Annotated in this window: 15 protein-coding genes; 3 read left to right on the forward strand and 12 right to left on the reverse strand. The window is 63.3% G+C overall.

Annotated features, from left to right (window positions below):
* Position 1 precedes the first annotated feature (1 nt).
* From BVH01_RS22670 to BVH01_RS22690, 5 genes are all read right to left on the reverse strand, one after another.
* Complete coding sequence (locus tag BVH01_RS22670; protein ID WP_075932478.1) at positions 2 to 1,654, reverse strand: VWA domain-containing protein; 1,653 nt, start codon at positions 1,652 to 1,654, stop codon at positions 2 to 4.
* Between the two features lie 83 nt (positions 1,655 to 1,737).
* Positions 1,738 to 3,168: a PLP-dependent aminotransferase family protein gene (locus BVH01_RS22675; RefSeq protein WP_075932629.1), complete on the reverse strand. Its 1,431-nt coding sequence runs from the start codon at positions 3,166 to 3,168 to the stop codon at positions 1,738 to 1,740.
* 152 nt (positions 3,169 to 3,320) lie between these two features.
* Positions 3,321 to 4,130 (reverse strand): OmpA family protein, encoded by an 810-nt coding sequence (locus BVH01_RS22680; RefSeq protein ID WP_075932479.1) that lies wholly within the window; start codon positions 4,128 to 4,130, stop codon positions 3,321 to 3,323.
* A complete protein-coding gene (locus tag BVH01_RS22685; RefSeq protein WP_256562832.1) occupies positions 4,127 to 4,399 on the reverse strand; it encodes a DUF4398 domain-containing protein in 273 nt (90 codons plus the stop codon). The genes BVH01_RS22680 and BVH01_RS22685 overlap by 4 nt, the downstream gene beginning before the upstream one ends.
* A gap of 90 nt (positions 4,400 to 4,489) precedes the next feature.
* Positions 4,490 to 5,320, reverse strand: coding sequence for an ABC transporter substrate-binding protein (locus BVH01_RS22690; protein WP_075932481.1), 831 nt, complete (start codon positions 5,318 to 5,320; stop codon positions 4,490 to 4,492).
* 98 nt (positions 5,321 to 5,418) lie between these two features.
* Here BVH01_RS22690 and BVH01_RS22695 point away from each other — a divergent pair, with 98 nt between their 5' ends.
* Positions 5,419 to 6,384 carry an alpha/beta fold hydrolase gene (locus BVH01_RS22695; protein ID WP_075932482.1) on the forward strand — a complete coding sequence of 322 codons (966 nt, stop codon included), beginning with the start codon at positions 5,419 to 5,421 and terminating at the stop codon, positions 6,382 to 6,384.
* A gap of 58 nt (positions 6,385 to 6,442) precedes the next feature.
* On the opposite strand, the gene BVH01_RS22700 is transcribed toward BVH01_RS22695, so the two are convergent.
* Both BVH01_RS22700 and BVH01_RS22705 read right to left on the reverse strand, forming a co-directional pair.
* On the reverse strand, positions 6,443 to 7,372 hold the full coding sequence (locus BVH01_RS22700) for an electron transfer flavoprotein subunit alpha/FixB family protein (RefSeq protein WP_075932483.1): 930 nt from the start codon (positions 7,370 to 7,372) through the stop codon (positions 6,443 to 6,445).
* Complete coding sequence (locus tag BVH01_RS22705) at positions 7,372 to 8,121, reverse strand: electron transfer flavoprotein subunit beta/FixA family protein (protein ID WP_075932484.1); 750 nt, start codon at positions 8,119 to 8,121, stop codon at positions 7,372 to 7,374. Before BVH01_RS22705 ends, BVH01_RS22700 begins: the two co-directional genes overlap by 1 nt.
* A 320-nt stretch (positions 8,122 to 8,441) precedes the next feature.
* Here BVH01_RS22705 and BVH01_RS22710 point away from each other — a divergent pair, with 320 nt between their 5' ends.
* On the forward strand, positions 8,442 to 10,106 hold the full coding sequence (locus BVH01_RS22710) for an electron transfer flavoprotein-ubiquinone oxidoreductase (RefSeq protein WP_075932485.1): 1,665 nt from the start codon (positions 8,442 to 8,444) through the stop codon (positions 10,104 to 10,106).
* Between the two features lie 166 nt (positions 10,107 to 10,272).
* Here BVH01_RS22710 and BVH01_RS22715 read toward each other — a convergent pair whose 3' ends face one another.
* The 3 genes from BVH01_RS22715 to BVH01_RS22725 form a co-directional block, all read right to left on the reverse strand.
* Positions 10,273 to 10,839 carry a DUF1285 domain-containing protein gene (locus BVH01_RS22715; RefSeq protein WP_075932486.1) on the reverse strand — a complete coding sequence of 189 codons (567 nt, stop codon included), beginning with the start codon at positions 10,837 to 10,839 and terminating at the stop codon, positions 10,273 to 10,275.
* 13 nt (positions 10,840 to 10,852) lie between these two features.
* On the reverse strand, positions 10,853 to 11,458 hold the full coding sequence (locus BVH01_RS22720; RefSeq protein WP_075932487.1) for a DUF4823 domain-containing protein: 606 nt from the start codon (positions 11,456 to 11,458) through the stop codon (positions 10,853 to 10,855).
* Between the two features lie 101 nt (positions 11,459 to 11,559).
* On the reverse strand, positions 11,560 to 12,198 hold the full coding sequence (locus BVH01_RS22725) for a TetR/AcrR family transcriptional regulator (RefSeq protein WP_075932488.1): 639 nt from the start codon (positions 12,196 to 12,198) through the stop codon (positions 11,560 to 11,562).
* 72 nt (positions 12,199 to 12,270) lie between these two features.
* On the opposite strand from BVH01_RS22725, the gene BVH01_RS22730 reads away from it, so the two are divergent.
* Positions 12,271 to 13,404: an aminotransferase class V-fold PLP-dependent enzyme gene (locus tag BVH01_RS22730; protein ID WP_075932489.1), complete on the forward strand. Its 1,134-nt coding sequence runs from the start codon at positions 12,271 to 12,273 to the stop codon at positions 13,402 to 13,404.
* A 971-nt stretch (positions 13,405 to 14,375) separates the two neighbouring features.
* On the opposite strand, the gene BVH01_RS22735 is transcribed toward BVH01_RS22730, so the two are convergent.
* Together BVH01_RS22735 and BVH01_RS22740 are read right to left on the reverse strand one after the other, a co-directional pair.
* The gene (locus tag BVH01_RS22735; protein WP_075932490.1) at positions 14,376 to 15,167 is read right to left on the reverse strand and encodes a TatD family hydrolase; all 792 of its coding nucleotides are present in this window, start codon (positions 15,165 to 15,167) and stop codon (positions 14,376 to 14,378) included.
* Positions 15,168 to 15,254: 87 nt separating this feature from the next.
* Positions 15,255 to 15,611, reverse strand: coding sequence for a PilZ domain-containing protein (locus BVH01_RS22740; RefSeq protein ID WP_013791815.1), 357 nt, complete (start codon positions 15,609 to 15,611; stop codon positions 15,255 to 15,257).
* Between the last annotated feature and the right edge of the window lie 24 nt (positions 15,612 to 15,635).

Here is a 15,635-nt window from a genome sequence, read left to right on the forward strand (position 1 = left end):
CTCACTCGGCTCCGGAGGTGCGGGAGTCGCCAGTTTGCAGGCTTTGCGCCAGTTCCACCAGTTGCACGAATTCGCTGCGCAGGCCGAACGGATCATCGCCACGGCTGCCCCGTGCCAACGCTGCGGTAGCCGCCCAGCCGAAGTCACCGGTGTAACGGCCGCCGCTCAACTGCTGGGCGAACGCAGCAACGGCGGCGGCGAAGCGCAGGTCCTCGCTGGCCTTGGCGATTGGCGCGACGGACGCCGGTGCTTCGATGGCAGTCTCCAGCAGTTGGCTGTCGTTGCGCTCCGGTGCCTTGTAGCGGATGCGCAGCCAGGCCAGCTCGCCGGCTGCCGATGCCGCGGGCGACGCCTGGCGATAGCGCAGCGGCTCCAGCCAGCCGGGGTAGCCCACCGGGACGATTTCGTAGAGCGCCGTCACGCTGTGCCCGGCGCCGATATCCCCCGCATCGACCTTGTCGTTACTGAAGTCCTCGCGCCTCAACGCGCGGTTCTCGTAACCGAGCAGGCGGTACTCGCTGACCTGGGCCGGGTTGAATTCGACCTGAATCTTCACGTCCCGCGCCACGGTGGCCAGGGTCGAGCTGAGCTGCTCGACCAGCACCTTGCGCGCCTCACGCAGATTATCGATATAGGCGTAGTTGCCGTCGCCGGCATCGGCCAACTGCTCCATCAACTGATCGTTGTAGTTGCCCGTGCCGAAGCCCAGGGTGGTCAGCGAGATACCGGTCTTGCGCTTGTCGGCCGCCAGCGCCTTGAGGCTTTCGAAATCGCTGACACCAACATTGAAGTCGCCATCGGTGGCCAACAGGATGCGGTTGATGCCGCCACTGATGAAACCCTTTTGCGCCTGCTGATAAGCCAACTGGATGCCCGACTCACCCGCCGTCGAACCACCGGCGCGCAATTGCTCGATGGCCGCACGGATCTGCGCTTTTTGCGAGCCGGCAGTCGGTTCCAGAACCACGCTGGAATCGCCGGCGTAGACCACCAGCGAGACGCGATCCCGGGCACGCAACTGGTCCACCAGTAACTTCAGCGCACTCTGCACCAACGGCAGGCCGTCGGGACGATCCATGGAGCCCGACACATCGACGAGAAACACCAGATTGGCGGCCGGTAGTTGCTCGACCTGCCTGTCCGACGCCTTGATGGCGATGCGAAGCAGGCGACTTTGCGGGTTCCACGGCGTGACGGCCAGTTCGCTGCCGACCCCGAACGGCGCACTGCCGGTGGGCAAGGGATAGGCGTAGGGAAAGTAATTGACCAGCTCCTCCAGGCGCACGGCCTCGGCGGGCGGCACGCGCCCCTCGTTCAGGAACCGGCGGACGTTGGCGTAGCTGCCCGTGTCGACGTCAATGCTGAAGGTCGATACCGGCGCCTCGGCGACCGACTGCACGGGGTTGGCGAGCAGGCGCTGATATTGCTCGCGGCTGGCTTCGGGCGGCGGCGCGTACGAGTGTTCACGGGCGACCGGCGCGGCCAGACGCGTCATCATCGGCGCCGGGACGATGGCTGGCGCCACCACGGACGTTTCGCCAACCTGTATCGGATGGGCCGGCGCTGAATCGGTAGACGGAGCATTGCAGGCTGCAAGGGACAGCAAAAGGCTGCCGGCAATGCTGTAGGACACGAACGGGGAACGGCTGCGCATGATGCTTCTCCTGGATCGAAAGAGCGCTTCGATCCAGTAGACGCAGGCGACCGGGTATTCGGGTTAACCGGATGCGAGTCGCGTCAGCTCGCCTCCTGACACAGCTGAGTGGCCAGCATGCCCAGGGTCATCAGCGCGCGCTCCGCCTCGCGGTTCCACGGAATGCCGCAATTGATGCGCACGCAGTGGTTGAACTGCTCGGTATTACTGAAGATCAGCCCCGGCGCGATACTGATGCCCTGCTGCAGGGCGCTGATATGCAGATCCTTGGTATTGACCCGTGCCGGCAAGCTCACCCAGAGGATGAAGCCGCCGTTGGGCCGGGTGATCTGCGTGCCTTCCGGGAAGAACTGCTGGATGGCCAACTGGAAGGCGCTGAGGTTCTTGCGGTACTCCTGGCGGATATGCCGCAGGTGGCGGTCGTAGCCGCCGTTCTCAAGATACGCCGCCACCGCCATCTGGGTAACGCTGCACGCCGAATGAGTGGTGAACATCTGCAGGCGCTGCACTTCATCATGGTACTTGCCGGCGATGATCCAGCCGATCCGCACGCCGGGCGACAGGGTTTTCGAGAAACTCGAGCAGTACACCACGCGGCCTTCCAGATCGCTGGCCTTGAGCGCCTTGGTGCGGCCCTGCTCGAACATCAGCTCGCCGTAGATATCGTCCTCGACGATCTGGATGTCGAAGTCGCTGGCCAGGCGCAGCAACTGTTTCTGCCGGGCCTCGGGAATGGTGCCGCCCAACGGGTTGCTCAGCCGCGCGGTCAGCACCAGCGCCTTGATCGGCCACTGGCTGGCCGCCAGTTGCAGGGCCTCGACGCTGATCCCGGTGGTCGGGTCGCTGGGAATCTCGATGACCTTGAGGCCCAGCAGGTCGGCCAGTTGCAGCAAGCCGTAGTAGGTCGGCGACTCGGTGGCGATCAGGTCGCCGGGGCGCGTCAGCACGCGCAGGCTCATTTGCAGGGCATCGACGCAACCGTGGGTAATCACCACCTCGGAAGGATCGACCAGCACGCCGGCATCGCGCATGCGGATCGCCACCTGACGGCGCAGCGGCTCGAAGCCCGGGCTGAACATATAGCTGAAGGCGCGCGGGCTCTGGAAGCGGGTGACCTTGGCGAGCTGCTGGTGCAGCGCCCGCACCGGCAGGTAATCGACGTGGGGCACCGCTGCACCGAGCGGAAACACACCTTCGCGACGCGCCTCGCCGAGCACCTGATTGATGATACTGCTGCGCGTCACCAGACCGGGTCGTTCGACCCGGGCGATGTCCGGCGTATCGGCGGTCAGTGCCGGCGTCTGGTGCACGTAGAAACCGGATTGCGGGCGGGCGCGAATCAGCCCGAGATCCTCCAGGTTGGCGTAGGCCTGCAACACCGTGGCATGGCTGACGCTGAGCTGCGCGCTCATCTTGCGTACCGAAGGCACCCGCTCACCGGGCTGATAGACGCCGCGGCGGATATCATCCGCCAGCTGTTGAGCGATACGTTGGTAAAGCAACAGATTGGTCATGGCCGTCTCTTCCCGGTACTGAACCATAACAGTACTCCATCAAAATGTTTCTGTACCGGTACAGCCCTGAAATATCTCGACGATACACTCAGCTCACAGGCAATAAAAAACCCCGCCCTGTTATCCAGCGGCGGGGTTTCGTGACAACTGATTCAGCGCGTGGCGCCTAGGCGCCCCTGCTCGTCGGAGAACAGAATCTCCACCCGCCGGTTCTGAGCGCGCCCCTTGGCCGAGGCGTTTTCGGCGACCGGGAAGCTTTCGCCGAAACCCTGCACCTCGATGCGCTGGGCGTCGATGCCGAGGTCGATCAGCGCATCGGCGACGGTCTGCGCGCGTGCCCTGGACAGCGCCAGGTTTTCCTCACGCTTGCCGCTGCTGTCGCTATAACCCTCGATACGCACCGTACGGCGCGGGTTGAGTTGGAGAAACTGCACCAGCTTGAGCACGGTACGGTTGGCACTGGTCTTCAGGCGCGCTTCGCCGGCATCGAACAGCACGTCACCGAGGGTCATCACCAGGCCGCGATCGGTTTGCGCCGTGGCCAGGTTGACGATCTGCTCTTCCAGCCAGGCATTCTGTTGCTGCACGCTGACCAGCTTGGCCTCGCGCAGTGCCAGCTGCAGGCGTTGGCGATCCAGCTCCAGACGCGCGGCGCGCTCCTGGTCCAGGGCGAGCTTGGCGTGCTCACGGGCGATATCGCTGTAGCGCTGGCTCAGGTAGGCGTAGTGAGCGACATCGTCGGCACTGCCCCAATAGCCCGCCAGGCGTTCGGCACGGCCAAGGGACTCGCCAGCGCGAATCACGTCCTTGGGCGCGCTGCGCAGCACCTGCGGGTCTTCCTTCACGGCCTGGAAGCTGGCCCGGGCCGCATCCAGCTCGGCGGAGTGCTCGTCACCAAGGCCGGCACAACCGGCCATGGCCAGGCTCAGCAGCGCAAACGCGCCACTACGCAGCGGGCTCATGGCATCGCTCCAAGCTGATCACGCAAGCGCCCGATACGGCGATTGAGTTCGGTCAACTGCGCCTGGCTGCGCAGCGTCAATACCCGGGCTTCGGCCAGGCGCGCGTCCAGTTCAGCCTGCTCGGCCTGTACCCGCGCGGTGCGGTAAGCACCTTCTTCCATGGCCGCCTGCGCCTGGGCGAGCTTGTCTTCGGCTTGGCTCAGCTCGGCAACGGTTTCGCCGGCAGCCACGGTACGCGCCTGCCCGATCACCTGCTCGGTCAAACGCATCTGCTCGGTTGGCGCGGGATCGCTGGCACAGCCCTGAAGCAACAGCAGCGCCAGAGCGGCGCTGGTATATCGATAGATCACGGGTACGTCCTACTGATTCGGAACACTGGCGGCCGGTGCGGGCTGTTGCTCCTTCCAGCGCTGCAAGTTGCGCTGCAGAAGGGTTTGCGGCATGCCGGCGGCGGTGAATTCTGTCATTTTTTTGGCCAGCTGTCCGCGCAGCCAGGCGTCATTGCATGCCGAGTTGTGCGACAGCGCCAGGTGCAACCCCTCGCTGGACACCGGCGGATCGAGCACCTGCAGATCGTCCTGCAGGCCCAGGGTCGAGGCCAGTGCCTGCCCCGGATAGCGTTCGTAGAGCACGTAATCGGTACGTTCGAGCAAGAGTTTCTGGAACGCCTGGGTGAGGCTGGAAACGCCCTCGAGCGTCAGGTTGTCGCGGGCATAGGCATCGAACGCCTGGCCGAAGCTGTTGTTGACCAAGGTGTCGCCGGTACGGCCCTGCAGATCGGCCCAGCTGGCGTAAGGAAATTCGTGGCCCTTGCGCACCCACACCACGCTCGGCGTGGATAGAAAGGCCGGGTGCACGAAGTCCATGGTCTCCAGGCGCGGCACGGTCAGGAAGGCGCCAGCCAGCATGTCGACACGGCCGGTGCGTACTTCCTCCTGGGCTCGCGACCAGGGCCCGGCGTAGATCACGTCGATACCGACGCCAAGGTCCTTGGCGACCGCCTTGAGCAGATCGACCGTCGCGCCGACCAGCTTTTCCGGGTTCTGCGGGTCACGCCAGAGATAAGGCGGATACTCGGGGTTGCCCGTGGCGACCAGCCGCTCGCATTTGCCGGCAGCCTGAGCGCCGCCTGCCAGCAACACGCCGGCGCACACCCACAGCCCGAACCAGCCCAACCCTCGCTCACCCATTTGCACACTCTCGATTCGGATACAGCCGGCCATCCACCGGCCAGAGATTCATGACATGCTAGCTCATACGATCTCGATAATCAGCGATAAGACGCCGCATGAAGAAATTGATCCTTGCCGTATTGGTTCTCCTGGCTGCAGCGGGCACCGCTCTGTACCTTTCACCAGCGGCGCAGCTGGCGGTCTATCAGGGCGTCGAGCAGTGGCGCGCGGGGCTGCACGCGCGCAGCGTCAGCGTGAACGACCTCAAGGTCAGCTATTACGAAGGCGGCCCCCAGGGCGCCGAAACCGTGCTGCTCATTCACGGTTTCGGTGCCGACAAGAGCACCTGGCTGTGGTTCGCCCGGGAGCTGACTGAGCGCTATCACGTCATCGCCGTGGATCTGCCCGGTTTCGGCGATAGCGACCGCCCCAACGGCAGCTATGACGTCGGCACCCAGACCGAGCGCCTCGCCGCATTCGTCGACGCCTTGGGCATCCGCCGCCTGCACCTCGCCGGTCACTCCATGGGCGGGCATATCGCGGCGCTCTATGCAGCCCGCTATCCCGAACAGGTGACCAGCCTGGCGCTGATCGCCAACGCAGGGGTCACTGCGCCGCGGCGCAGCGAATTCTTCCAGCGCCTCGAAGAACAGGGCGACAATCCGTTGCTGGTGGAAAGCGCGCCGCAATTCGACGAGTTGCTCGACTGGCTGTTCGTGGCGCCGCCGCAGTTGCCCGAGCATCTTCACCAGTACCTGGCGCAACGTGCCGTTGCCGACAGCGCGCACCAGCGGCAGGTATTCGAGCACCTGCGCGACCGTTATCTGCCACTCGAACCCGAGCTGCCGAGAATCGACGCCCCTACCCTGCTGCTCTGGGGCGACCAGGATCGCATCATCGACGTCTCCAGCATCGAGACCATGAAACCGCTGCTCAAGGACGCCAGCGTGGTGATCGTCAAGGGCTGCGGTCATGCGCCGATTCTCGAGCGCCCCCAGGAAAGCGCGGCTGATTACCTGAAGTTCATCGACCAGGCGAGCCTGCAAGCGGCCCAGGCCCGTAAAACAGCGCCAATCCGATAGCATCGAAGCAATAAAAAACCCGCTCGATGAGCGGGTTCTTTCGTTGCGGGAAATGCTGTCAGACCAGCTTTTCCAGCTCCGGTACGGCTTCGAACAGGTCGGCTACCAGGCCATAGTCGGCGACCTGGAAGATCGGCGCTTCTTCGTCCTTGTTGATCGCGACGATCACCTTGGAATCCTTCATGCCCGCCAGGTGCTGGATGGCACCGCTGATGCCGACGGCGATGTACAGCTGCGGCGCGACGATCTTGCCGGTCTGACCGACCTGCATGTCGTTGGGCACGAAGCCGGCGTCGACGGCAGCACGGGAAGCACCCACTGCCGCACCGAGCTTGTCGGCCAGGGTATACAGGTGCTTGAAGTTGTCGCCGTTCTGCATACCGCGACCACCGGAAACCACGATCTTGGCAGCGGTCAGCTCCGGGCGGTCGGACTTGGCCAGTTCTTCACCGACGAATGCCGACTTGCCGGCGTCGCCACCTGCCGAAACGTTCTCGATGGCAGCGGAGCCGCCTTCGGCCGCCACGGCGTCGAAGCCGGTGGCACGCACGGTGATGACTTTCACGGCAGCCGACGACTGTACGGTAGCGATGGCGTTACCGGCATAGATCGGGCGCTTGAAGGTGTCCGGGCTTTCCACGGAAACGATCTCGGAGATCTGGTCGACGTCCAGCTGCGCGGCGACGCGCGGCAGGATGTTCTTGCCGTTGCTGGTGGCAGCAGCCAGCACGTGGCTGTAGCTCTTGCCAAGCTCGGCCACCAGCGGCGCGACGTTTTCCGGCAGCTGATGAGCGAACGCAGCGTTGTCGGCGACCAGCACCTTGGCCACGCCAGCGATCTTGGCGGCGGCTTCGGCAACGGCACCAACGCCCTGGCCGGCGACCAGCACGTGGATGTCGCCACCGATCTTCTGGGCAGCGGCAACGGTGTTCAGGGTGGCAGGTGCCAGCGCGGAATTGGTGTTTTCAGCGATTACCAGGATAGTCATTAGATCACCTTCGCTTCGGTTTTCAGTTTCTCGACCAGTTCGGCGACCGACTTGACCTTGATACCGGCACCACGTGCCGCAGGCGCCTCGACCTTGATGGTCTTGACGGTGGACGCAGTGGAAACGCCCAGCGCGTCGGGCGTCAGGGTTTCCAGCGGCTTCTTCTTGGCCTTCATGATGTTCGGCAGCGAAGCGTAGCGCGGCTCGTTCAGGCGCAGGTCGGTGGTGACGATGGCCGGCAGATTCAGGGCAACGGTCTGCAGACCGCCGTCGATCTCACGGGTCACGTTGGCCTTGTCGCCATTGACGTCCACCTTGGAGGCGAAGGTGCCCTGGGCGTAGCCGGTCAGGGCAGCAAGCATCTGGCCGGTCTGGTTGTTGTCGCTGTCGATGGCCTGCTTGCCGAGAATGACCAGCTGCGGCTGCTCCTTGTCGACCACGGCCTTGAGCAGCTTGGCGACGGCCAGGGAATTCAGCTCGTCGGCGGACTCGACCAGAATGGCGCGATCAGCACCCAGTGCCAGGGCGGTACGCAGTTGCTCCTGGGCCTGGGTCGGGCCGATGGAAACCACCACGATCTCGCTGGCGACGCCCTTTTCTTTCAGGCGCACGGCCTCTTCAACGGCGATTTCACAGAAAGGGTTCATCGACATCTTGACGTTGGCAAGATCGACGCCGCTGTTGTCCGGTTTGACGCGAACCTTGACGTTGTAATCGACCACTCGTTTGACAGCTACAAGAACCTTCATGGATTCCTCGTTACTCTCCGGTGAATAGGAATGTCGCCAGAAGCGAGCATGCGGGTGATGCAGACAAGCAGGACGCAAGCGACCTTCAGCCCAGACGGCGAGCGCAAAACCGCCCGTATCTTGACCGTACGACCTAGCTCGGTCAATACGACTGGCTGCGAGCCATTCGTGTTGTAGCCGGATTCTAGCAGGCCTACAGAAAATTCAAACAAACGTTTGTATTGGCCCTGATCCGGGCTCGCTATATACTGCGCGAGCGTGCCTCGGGAAGGATGCCGGCCCGCCATGAAAATTAGAGAGCCTTGATGAGGAGATAGCCCGTGGAACGCGAATTTATGGAGTTCGACGTCGTCATCGTCGGCGCCGGCCCTGCCGGTCTGTCCGCCGCTTGTCGCCTGAAGCAGAAGGCCGCCGAGGCTGGCCAGGAAATAAGCGTCTGCGTGGTCGAGAAAGGCTCCGAAGTCGGTGCCCACATCCTCTCCGGCGCGGTATTCGAACCGCGCGCCCTGAACGAGCTGTTTCCCGACTGGAAAGAGCTGGGCGCCCCGCTCAACACCCCGGTCAAGGGTGATGACATCTATGTGCTCAAGAATGCCGAAAGCGCCACCAAGGTGCCGGGTTTCTTCGTGCCCAAGACCATGCACAACGAAGGCAACTATATCATCTCGCTGGGCAACCTGTGCCGCTGGCTGGCCCAGCAGGCCGAGAACCTCGGCGTGGAAATCTACCCGGGCTTCGCCGCTCAGGAAGCACTGATCGACGAAAACGGCGTGGTGCGCGGCATCGTCACCGGCGACCTGGGTGTCGACCGTGAAGGCAACCCGAAAGAAGGCTATTACACCCCCGGCATGGAACTGCGCGGCAAGTACACACTGTTCGCCGAGGGTTGCCGCGGCCACATCGGCAAGCAGCTGATCAAGAAGTACAACCTGGACAGCGAAGCCGACGCCCAGCATTACGGCATCGGCATCAAGGAAATCTGGGACATCGACTCGAGCAAGCACCAGCAGGGCCTGGTGGTACACACCGCTGGCTGGCCGATGGACATCATGGGCACCGAAAACACCGGCGGCTCTTTCCTCTATCACCTGGAGAACAACCAGGTTGTGGTCGGCCTGATCGTCGACCTGTCCTACGCCAACCCGCACCTGTCGCCGTTCGACGAGTTCCAGCGCCTCAAGCATCACCCGGTGCTCAAGCAGTACCTGGAAGGCGGCAAGCGCGTTGCTTACGGTGCCCGCGCCATCGCCAAGGGCGGCCTCAACTCGCTGCCGAAGATGGTCTTCCCCGGCGGCGCGCTGATCGGCTGCGACCTGGGCACCCTGAACTTCGCCAAGATCAAGGGCAGCCATACCGCCATGAAGTCCGGCATGCTGGCTGCCGAAGCCATCGCCGAAGCCCTGGCTGCCGGCCGCGAGGGCGGCGACGAACTGCGCAGCTATGTAGACGGCTTCAAGGCCAGCTGGCTGTACGACGAACTGTTCCGCAGCCGCAACTTCGGCGCGGCGATCCACAAGTACGGCGCGGTGATCGGCGGCGGCATCAACTGGGTCGACCAGAACCTGTTCGGCGGCAAGTTGCCATTTACCCTGCACGACAACAAGCCGGACTACGCCTACCTCAAGCCGGCGGCCGACTGCAAGAAGATCGACTACCCGAAACCGGATGGCAAGCTCAGCTTCGACAAGCTCAGCTCGGTGTTCCTGTCCAACACCAACCATGAAGAAGAGCAGCCTTGTCACCTGAAGCTCACCGACCCGAGCATCCCGATCGGCAAGAACCTGCCGCTGTACGATGAGCCGGCGCAGCGTTATTGCCCGGCCGGCGTGTACGAAGTGGTGGCCAACGACGATGGCAGCAAGCGCTTCCAGATCAACGCGCAGAACTGCGTGCACTGCAAGACCTGCGACATCAAGGATCCGGCCCAGAACATCACCTGGGTGGCGCCGGAGGGTACGGGCGGGCCCAACTATCCCAACATGTGACTACGGCCAGCTGCGCGTCGGCCCTGCGGCGTTAAAAACAGGCTCGGAATGCTCATGTACACCAGTACACTCCGCTTCCTCGCCTGATTTTGCCTTGCAGGGCTCTAGCTCGCAAGCCCGTCAACATCGCGAAATCAAGGCTCCTTCGGGAGCCTTTTTATTGGTGTTATTCCAGCGGACCGATGGGAAAGAACACTTCTCTACTCCACACGCCGAGCCAGGGCTGGCCATCGATTTCGCGAGTCTGCGCCAGCTCCACCAGCTGATAGAACACGTTGCGGTGAATCAGCGCGTCCAGGTTGGCGCGCACGTGCACGTAGGGAGAAGGCTCCTGGGTTTGCGGGTCGAGCTCGACCCGCAGCGGATGCTCGGCACCTGCCTCGACCTCGTCGCCGACGTTGGTGACGAACTTCAACACCTGGGTTTCGCCCTGCCCGCTCGCCTGCAGCGACACCGCCACGAAGGGCGCATCATCGACGGTGATGCCGACCTTCTCCACCGGCGTGACCAGAAAGTAGTCATCGCCATCGCGGCGAATGATGGTCGAAAACAGCCGCACCATCGCCGGCCGCCCGATCGGCGTACCCATGTAGAACCATGAGCCGTCGCGGGCGATGCGCATGTCGATATCGCCACAGAAATCAGGGTTCCACAGGTGCACCGGCGGCATGCCCTTGCTGCCTGCCGGCGGGATTTGCGCCAGCAAGTTGCCGGCCTTGTCGCCCTCGCTCATAGTCACTCCCGGGTTATCGACTGAAACCCAGGAGTGTACGCGCATAATCCTCGAGCGGCGCCCGGATCAGGTCTTCGGGCCTGGCATCGTAGAAGGTCAGGAAACCGCCGCGGCTGCGAATGCGCGCGGTGTCGACCAGAAAACGGGTGTTGGTCTCGATCAGCATCAGTTGCAGCACGCTGCGGTCGGTGCCCAGGCGATCGAATTCCTCCTGATCCTCCCACTCCTCCATCGTGCCGATACGATCATCGGCATAGGCGAAACGGGTGTAGAGCAGGTAGTGGGCGCCAGCGGCACGGGCCTCACCCAGCGCTTCATCCAGGCCGACCGGCGCGCGGGCGCGGCGAACCATGGGGAAATACTCGACGAAGCCGCGAAACGCTTCCTCGGCCACCACGTTGGGCCGCGGATAGGCGTGCTTGCCGTTGGGGGTGAATGGCCCCTGGGCGATGTAGATGAACGAATCAGGCTGCAGGCGCCAGGAAGCCGAGCGGCGGATCTTGCTGTAGTCCAGCACGCCGGCATCGCGCAGGTGGTAGGTGGCGCCATCGGCCATGTCGCTGACGTTCATGCAGCCGGTCAGGCTCAGCACGAAAACCAGGGCGAACAGGTTACGCATATGAAATCTCCCGACACCGGCGACGGAAAACCGGCGAATGACTGCCTCAAGCAGGTTTCGCGCCAGGAGACGCGCGCGACCTCGACAGGCCGCGCCACGAGTCAGGCGGGAGGCGTTTCGCTGTCGCGCTTGCGCTTGTTGCCCATGCGCACGCCGATGTCCATCAGGAACTGGAAGAAGCCTTCCTGATCCTCGAGCACGTTGCTCCAGAACGGCGAGTGATAGAGCGCCACGGCGCCATGCACCAGCGCCCAGGCCGCGCAGTAATGGAAGTACGGCGGCACGTCTTCGAGCTTGCCTTCGGCGATGCGCCCCTTGATCAAGTGGGTCAGCCGCTCGAAGTTCGAGGCGCGGATGGCGTGCAATTGCTCGACCAGTTCCGGCACCTGGTTGCCCTTGACCACCTTCTCTTCCAGGCGATCGAACAGACGATAGCGCTGCGGGTCGCGCATGCGGAACTCGAAATAGGCCCGCGACAACGCTTCCTTGTCACGGTCGATATCGGACGAGTGCAGCAGCTCGTTCAGATCACGCTCGTAGTCGAGCATCAGGCGCAGGTAGATTTCCGCCTTGGACTTGAAGTGCTTGTAGATGGTGCCTTTGCCGATACCCACGGCATCGGCAATCATCTCCACGGTCACGCTGTCCTCACCCTGCTCGAGGAAGAGTTTCAGAGCGATGTCGAGGATCTCCTGCTCACGGCGGCGAAACTCACGGATCTTGCGGGGTTCTTTCTGCATAGGGAATGACAAGGTCGGAATTCAAGTCCGCTATTATGCCCAACTAACGCCAAATTGCACGGATCACGCGACATGAATGCCATCATTGACGAGTTTCCCCAGCCGACCGATCTCTACTACCTCAATCACGCCGCCGTCGCCCCCTGGCCAGCACGCAGCGCACGGGCCGTGGAGCGCTTCGCCCGGGAGAACATCGCCACCGGCGCTCGCGACTACGCGCAATGGCTGATCACCGAACGCACCCTGCGCGAGCGCCTGGCGCGTTTGCTCAACGCCGCCTCGCGCGCCGATATCGCGCTGGTAAAGAACACCTCCGAAGCCTTGTCGTTCGTCGCCTTCGGCCTGGATTGGCGCGAAGGTGACCAGGTGATCATCAGCACCGAGGAATTTCCCTCCAACCGTATCGTATGGGAAGCGTTGCGCCCGCGCGGCGTGGAAGTGGTGCAGGTCGACCTGCAGGGCGGCGATGCCGAAGGCGCCCTGCTCGCCGCCTGCACGCCGCGCACCCGCCTGATGGCGATCAGCGCCGTGCAATACGCCAGCGGCCTGCGCCTGGATCTCGAACGCCTGGGCGTGGGCTGCGAGCAACGCGACGTACTGCTGTGCGTCGATGCCATCCAGCAACTGGGCGCCCTGGGCATGGACGTGCAGCGCAGCCGCTGCGCCTTTGCCATGGCTGACGGCCACAAATGGATGCTCGGCCCGGAGGGCCTGGGCGTGTTCTATTGCCGCCAGGACCTGCGTGAGCGCCTGGCCCTGCACGAATACGGCTGGCACATGCTGGAAAACGCCGGCGACTACGACCGCGATGACTGGGCTCCAGCGCGCAGCGCCCGCCGCTTCGAGTGCGGCAGCCCCAACATGCTCGGCGCCATGGCCCTGGAGGCCAGCCTGTCGCTGCTCGAAGAGGTTGGCATGCCCCAGGTCGAACGCGCATTGCACGAGCGTGTTCAATGGTTGCTCGATGGGTTGGGCGAGACGGCCGGCATACGCTTGCTCAGCGCGCAGCAACGCGAGCGGCGTGCCGGCATCGTCACCTTCACGGCAGACAGCTGGGATAATCGCCAGCTGCACGAACGCCTCAAGGCCGAACAGATCATCTGCGCGCAGCGCGGCGGCGGCATTCGCCTCTCACCGCACTTCTACACCGAGGCGCGGGTGATCGAACACACCTTGCAACGTCTGCGGGCGATCCTCAGCGAATAGGCACTCAGAGGCGGCGGGAGTATTCCAAATCCGTTTAAAGCCGCCATGGACGATGGCCGCGGATGACCGATACTCAAGCATACCGGTGCGGCATATTCCCCCAAGTGTCGCAGCGGCCGAAGTGCCGAGGACCGTGCACTTCGTTTGACTCCTAATGGTCTTGACCCGGATTCCGTCCCGAAGCCGGGTTTTTTTATGCCTCTTCGCATAGTTTGGGAAAGTTAGGGTTACTGCCGGACTGGCAAGCTTGTGTGCATATCACTTACTAGCTTGGCACTATCCATTAACGCGTCTACTAAACCTATTTGTTGCGCCCCCTACGGGCGCCACACCTTTCTTGCTTGCCCAAGAAAGGTGTGCCAAAGAAGGGCACCCCGACATTCAGGTTTCGCTACGCGAAACTTCCCTCGCTCCGGCGCTGCTCCGGGGGCCGGCTTACAAGGGCCGTCCCTGGCCCTTTAAGCCTCTCGCCGCATCCATGCGGCTCGCTCCCCTACGCAACACCTGCACTCGACCTCCTGACGGGACCAAGGCGCGAGCTTGCAAGATTTCCACGGGCTCAAGTTCGGCGGCGTCTATTTTTGCTTTTGCTCTCGAGCTGCGATCGTGTAGGCGACGCCCAAGCCCCTTCAGGAGGCCGAGTGGAGTCGCCATGTAAGGGGTTGAGCGACATGGATGTCGCGAGAGCTGCGATGGGCCAGGGATGGCCCTTCGCAGCGGGCCCCTGGAGTGGTGATGGAGCGAGGGAACCCCGGCGTAGCCGGGGCCGTATGTAGGGGATGTGTTTCTTTGCTTACTTTCTTTGCACAAGCAAAGAAAGTGAGTCGCCCGTAAGGGACGAAACCCACACGGCCAGGCGGCGCGCTAATGGAGAATGAAAGTTGTCGACAGCTAACACTTAATTGCCAGTCCGGTGGCAAGCAGATCTTCACAGCGAAGACGACAAAACCGCTCGCGGTTTTCCTGGCGCGTCAGGCGTCAGCGGCGACTCGGGCCAGGGGGAACAGACGCCGGAAATTGTCGCCAGTCTGCTGCGCCAGGGTTTCATAGCTGACGCCGCGCAGCGTCGCCAGATACTCGGCGACATCGCGCACGTACTCCGGCAGGTTCGGCTTGCCACGGTGCGGCACGGGCGCGAGATAGGGTGAATCGGTTTCTACCAGCAGCCGGTCGGCTGGCACCTGGCGGGCGACTTCGCGCAGCGCCTCGGCGTTGCGGAACGTAACGATGCCGGACAGCGAAATGTAGAAGCCGATATCCAGCGCCGCCCTGGCCATTTCCCAGTCCTCGGTGAAACAGTGCAGCACGCCACCCTGGGGCAGCGCGGCTTCGCGCAGCAACTTCAGGGTATCGGCGCGGGCTTCACGGGTATGCACGATGACCGGCTTGCCGGTAATCTGCGCGGCCTGCAGGTGCAGGCGAAACGCTTCCTGCTGCAGCTCGGCCGCTTCGGGCTCGTAGTGATAATCCAGGCCGGTCTCGCCGATGGCCACCACGCCAGGATGGTCCAACTCGGCGAGCAGCCAGTCCAGCGCCGGCGCACTGCCGGGCTCGAGGTCCAGCGGGTGGATGCCGACGGAGCAATCGACATCGGCATAGCGCCCTGCCAGCTCGCGCACCGCGGCAGCGTTGTCGGCGCTCACGCCGATGCACAGGAAATGGCGGACGCCACGGGCGCGGGCAGCAGCCAGCGCATCGTCCAGGGAACCGCCATGGGCGGCCAGATCGAGACGGTCGAGGTGGCAGTGGGAATCGATGAGCATAAATCAGAACCTTGAGCGGCAGGCGGGATGCGGCACGTCACCCGGCAGACCAAGGGGCCTGCCAGCCAGGCGCACAAAGGGCCGCTGTTACATCGTATGGGTGGGGCGATCGGACTTGAGGGCGCCAGCCAGGTAGGTCTCGATCTTGTTGCGGGCGGTATTGTCGCCTTCGTTGAACTGCACGCCTACGCCAGCGGCGCGGTTGCCCTGGGCGCCTTTCGGGGTGATCCACACCACTTTGCCAGCCACCGGAATCTTTTCCGGCTCGTCCATCAGGTTGAGCAGCATGAACACTTCATCACCGAGCTTGTAGCTCTTGTTGGTGGGAATGAACAGGCCGCCATTCTTGATGAAGGGCATGTAGGCGGCATACAGCACGGACTTGTCCTTGATGGTCAGGGACAGGATGCCGTTACGGGGTCCCAGATTAGGTGGCAAGTTCATGCGTGATTCCTGAAGTCATGACGT

The organism is Pseudomonas sp. PA1(2017) (assembly GCF_001945375.1).
Lineage (GTDB): Bacteria > Pseudomonadota > Gammaproteobacteria > Pseudomonadales > Pseudomonadaceae > Aquipseudomonas.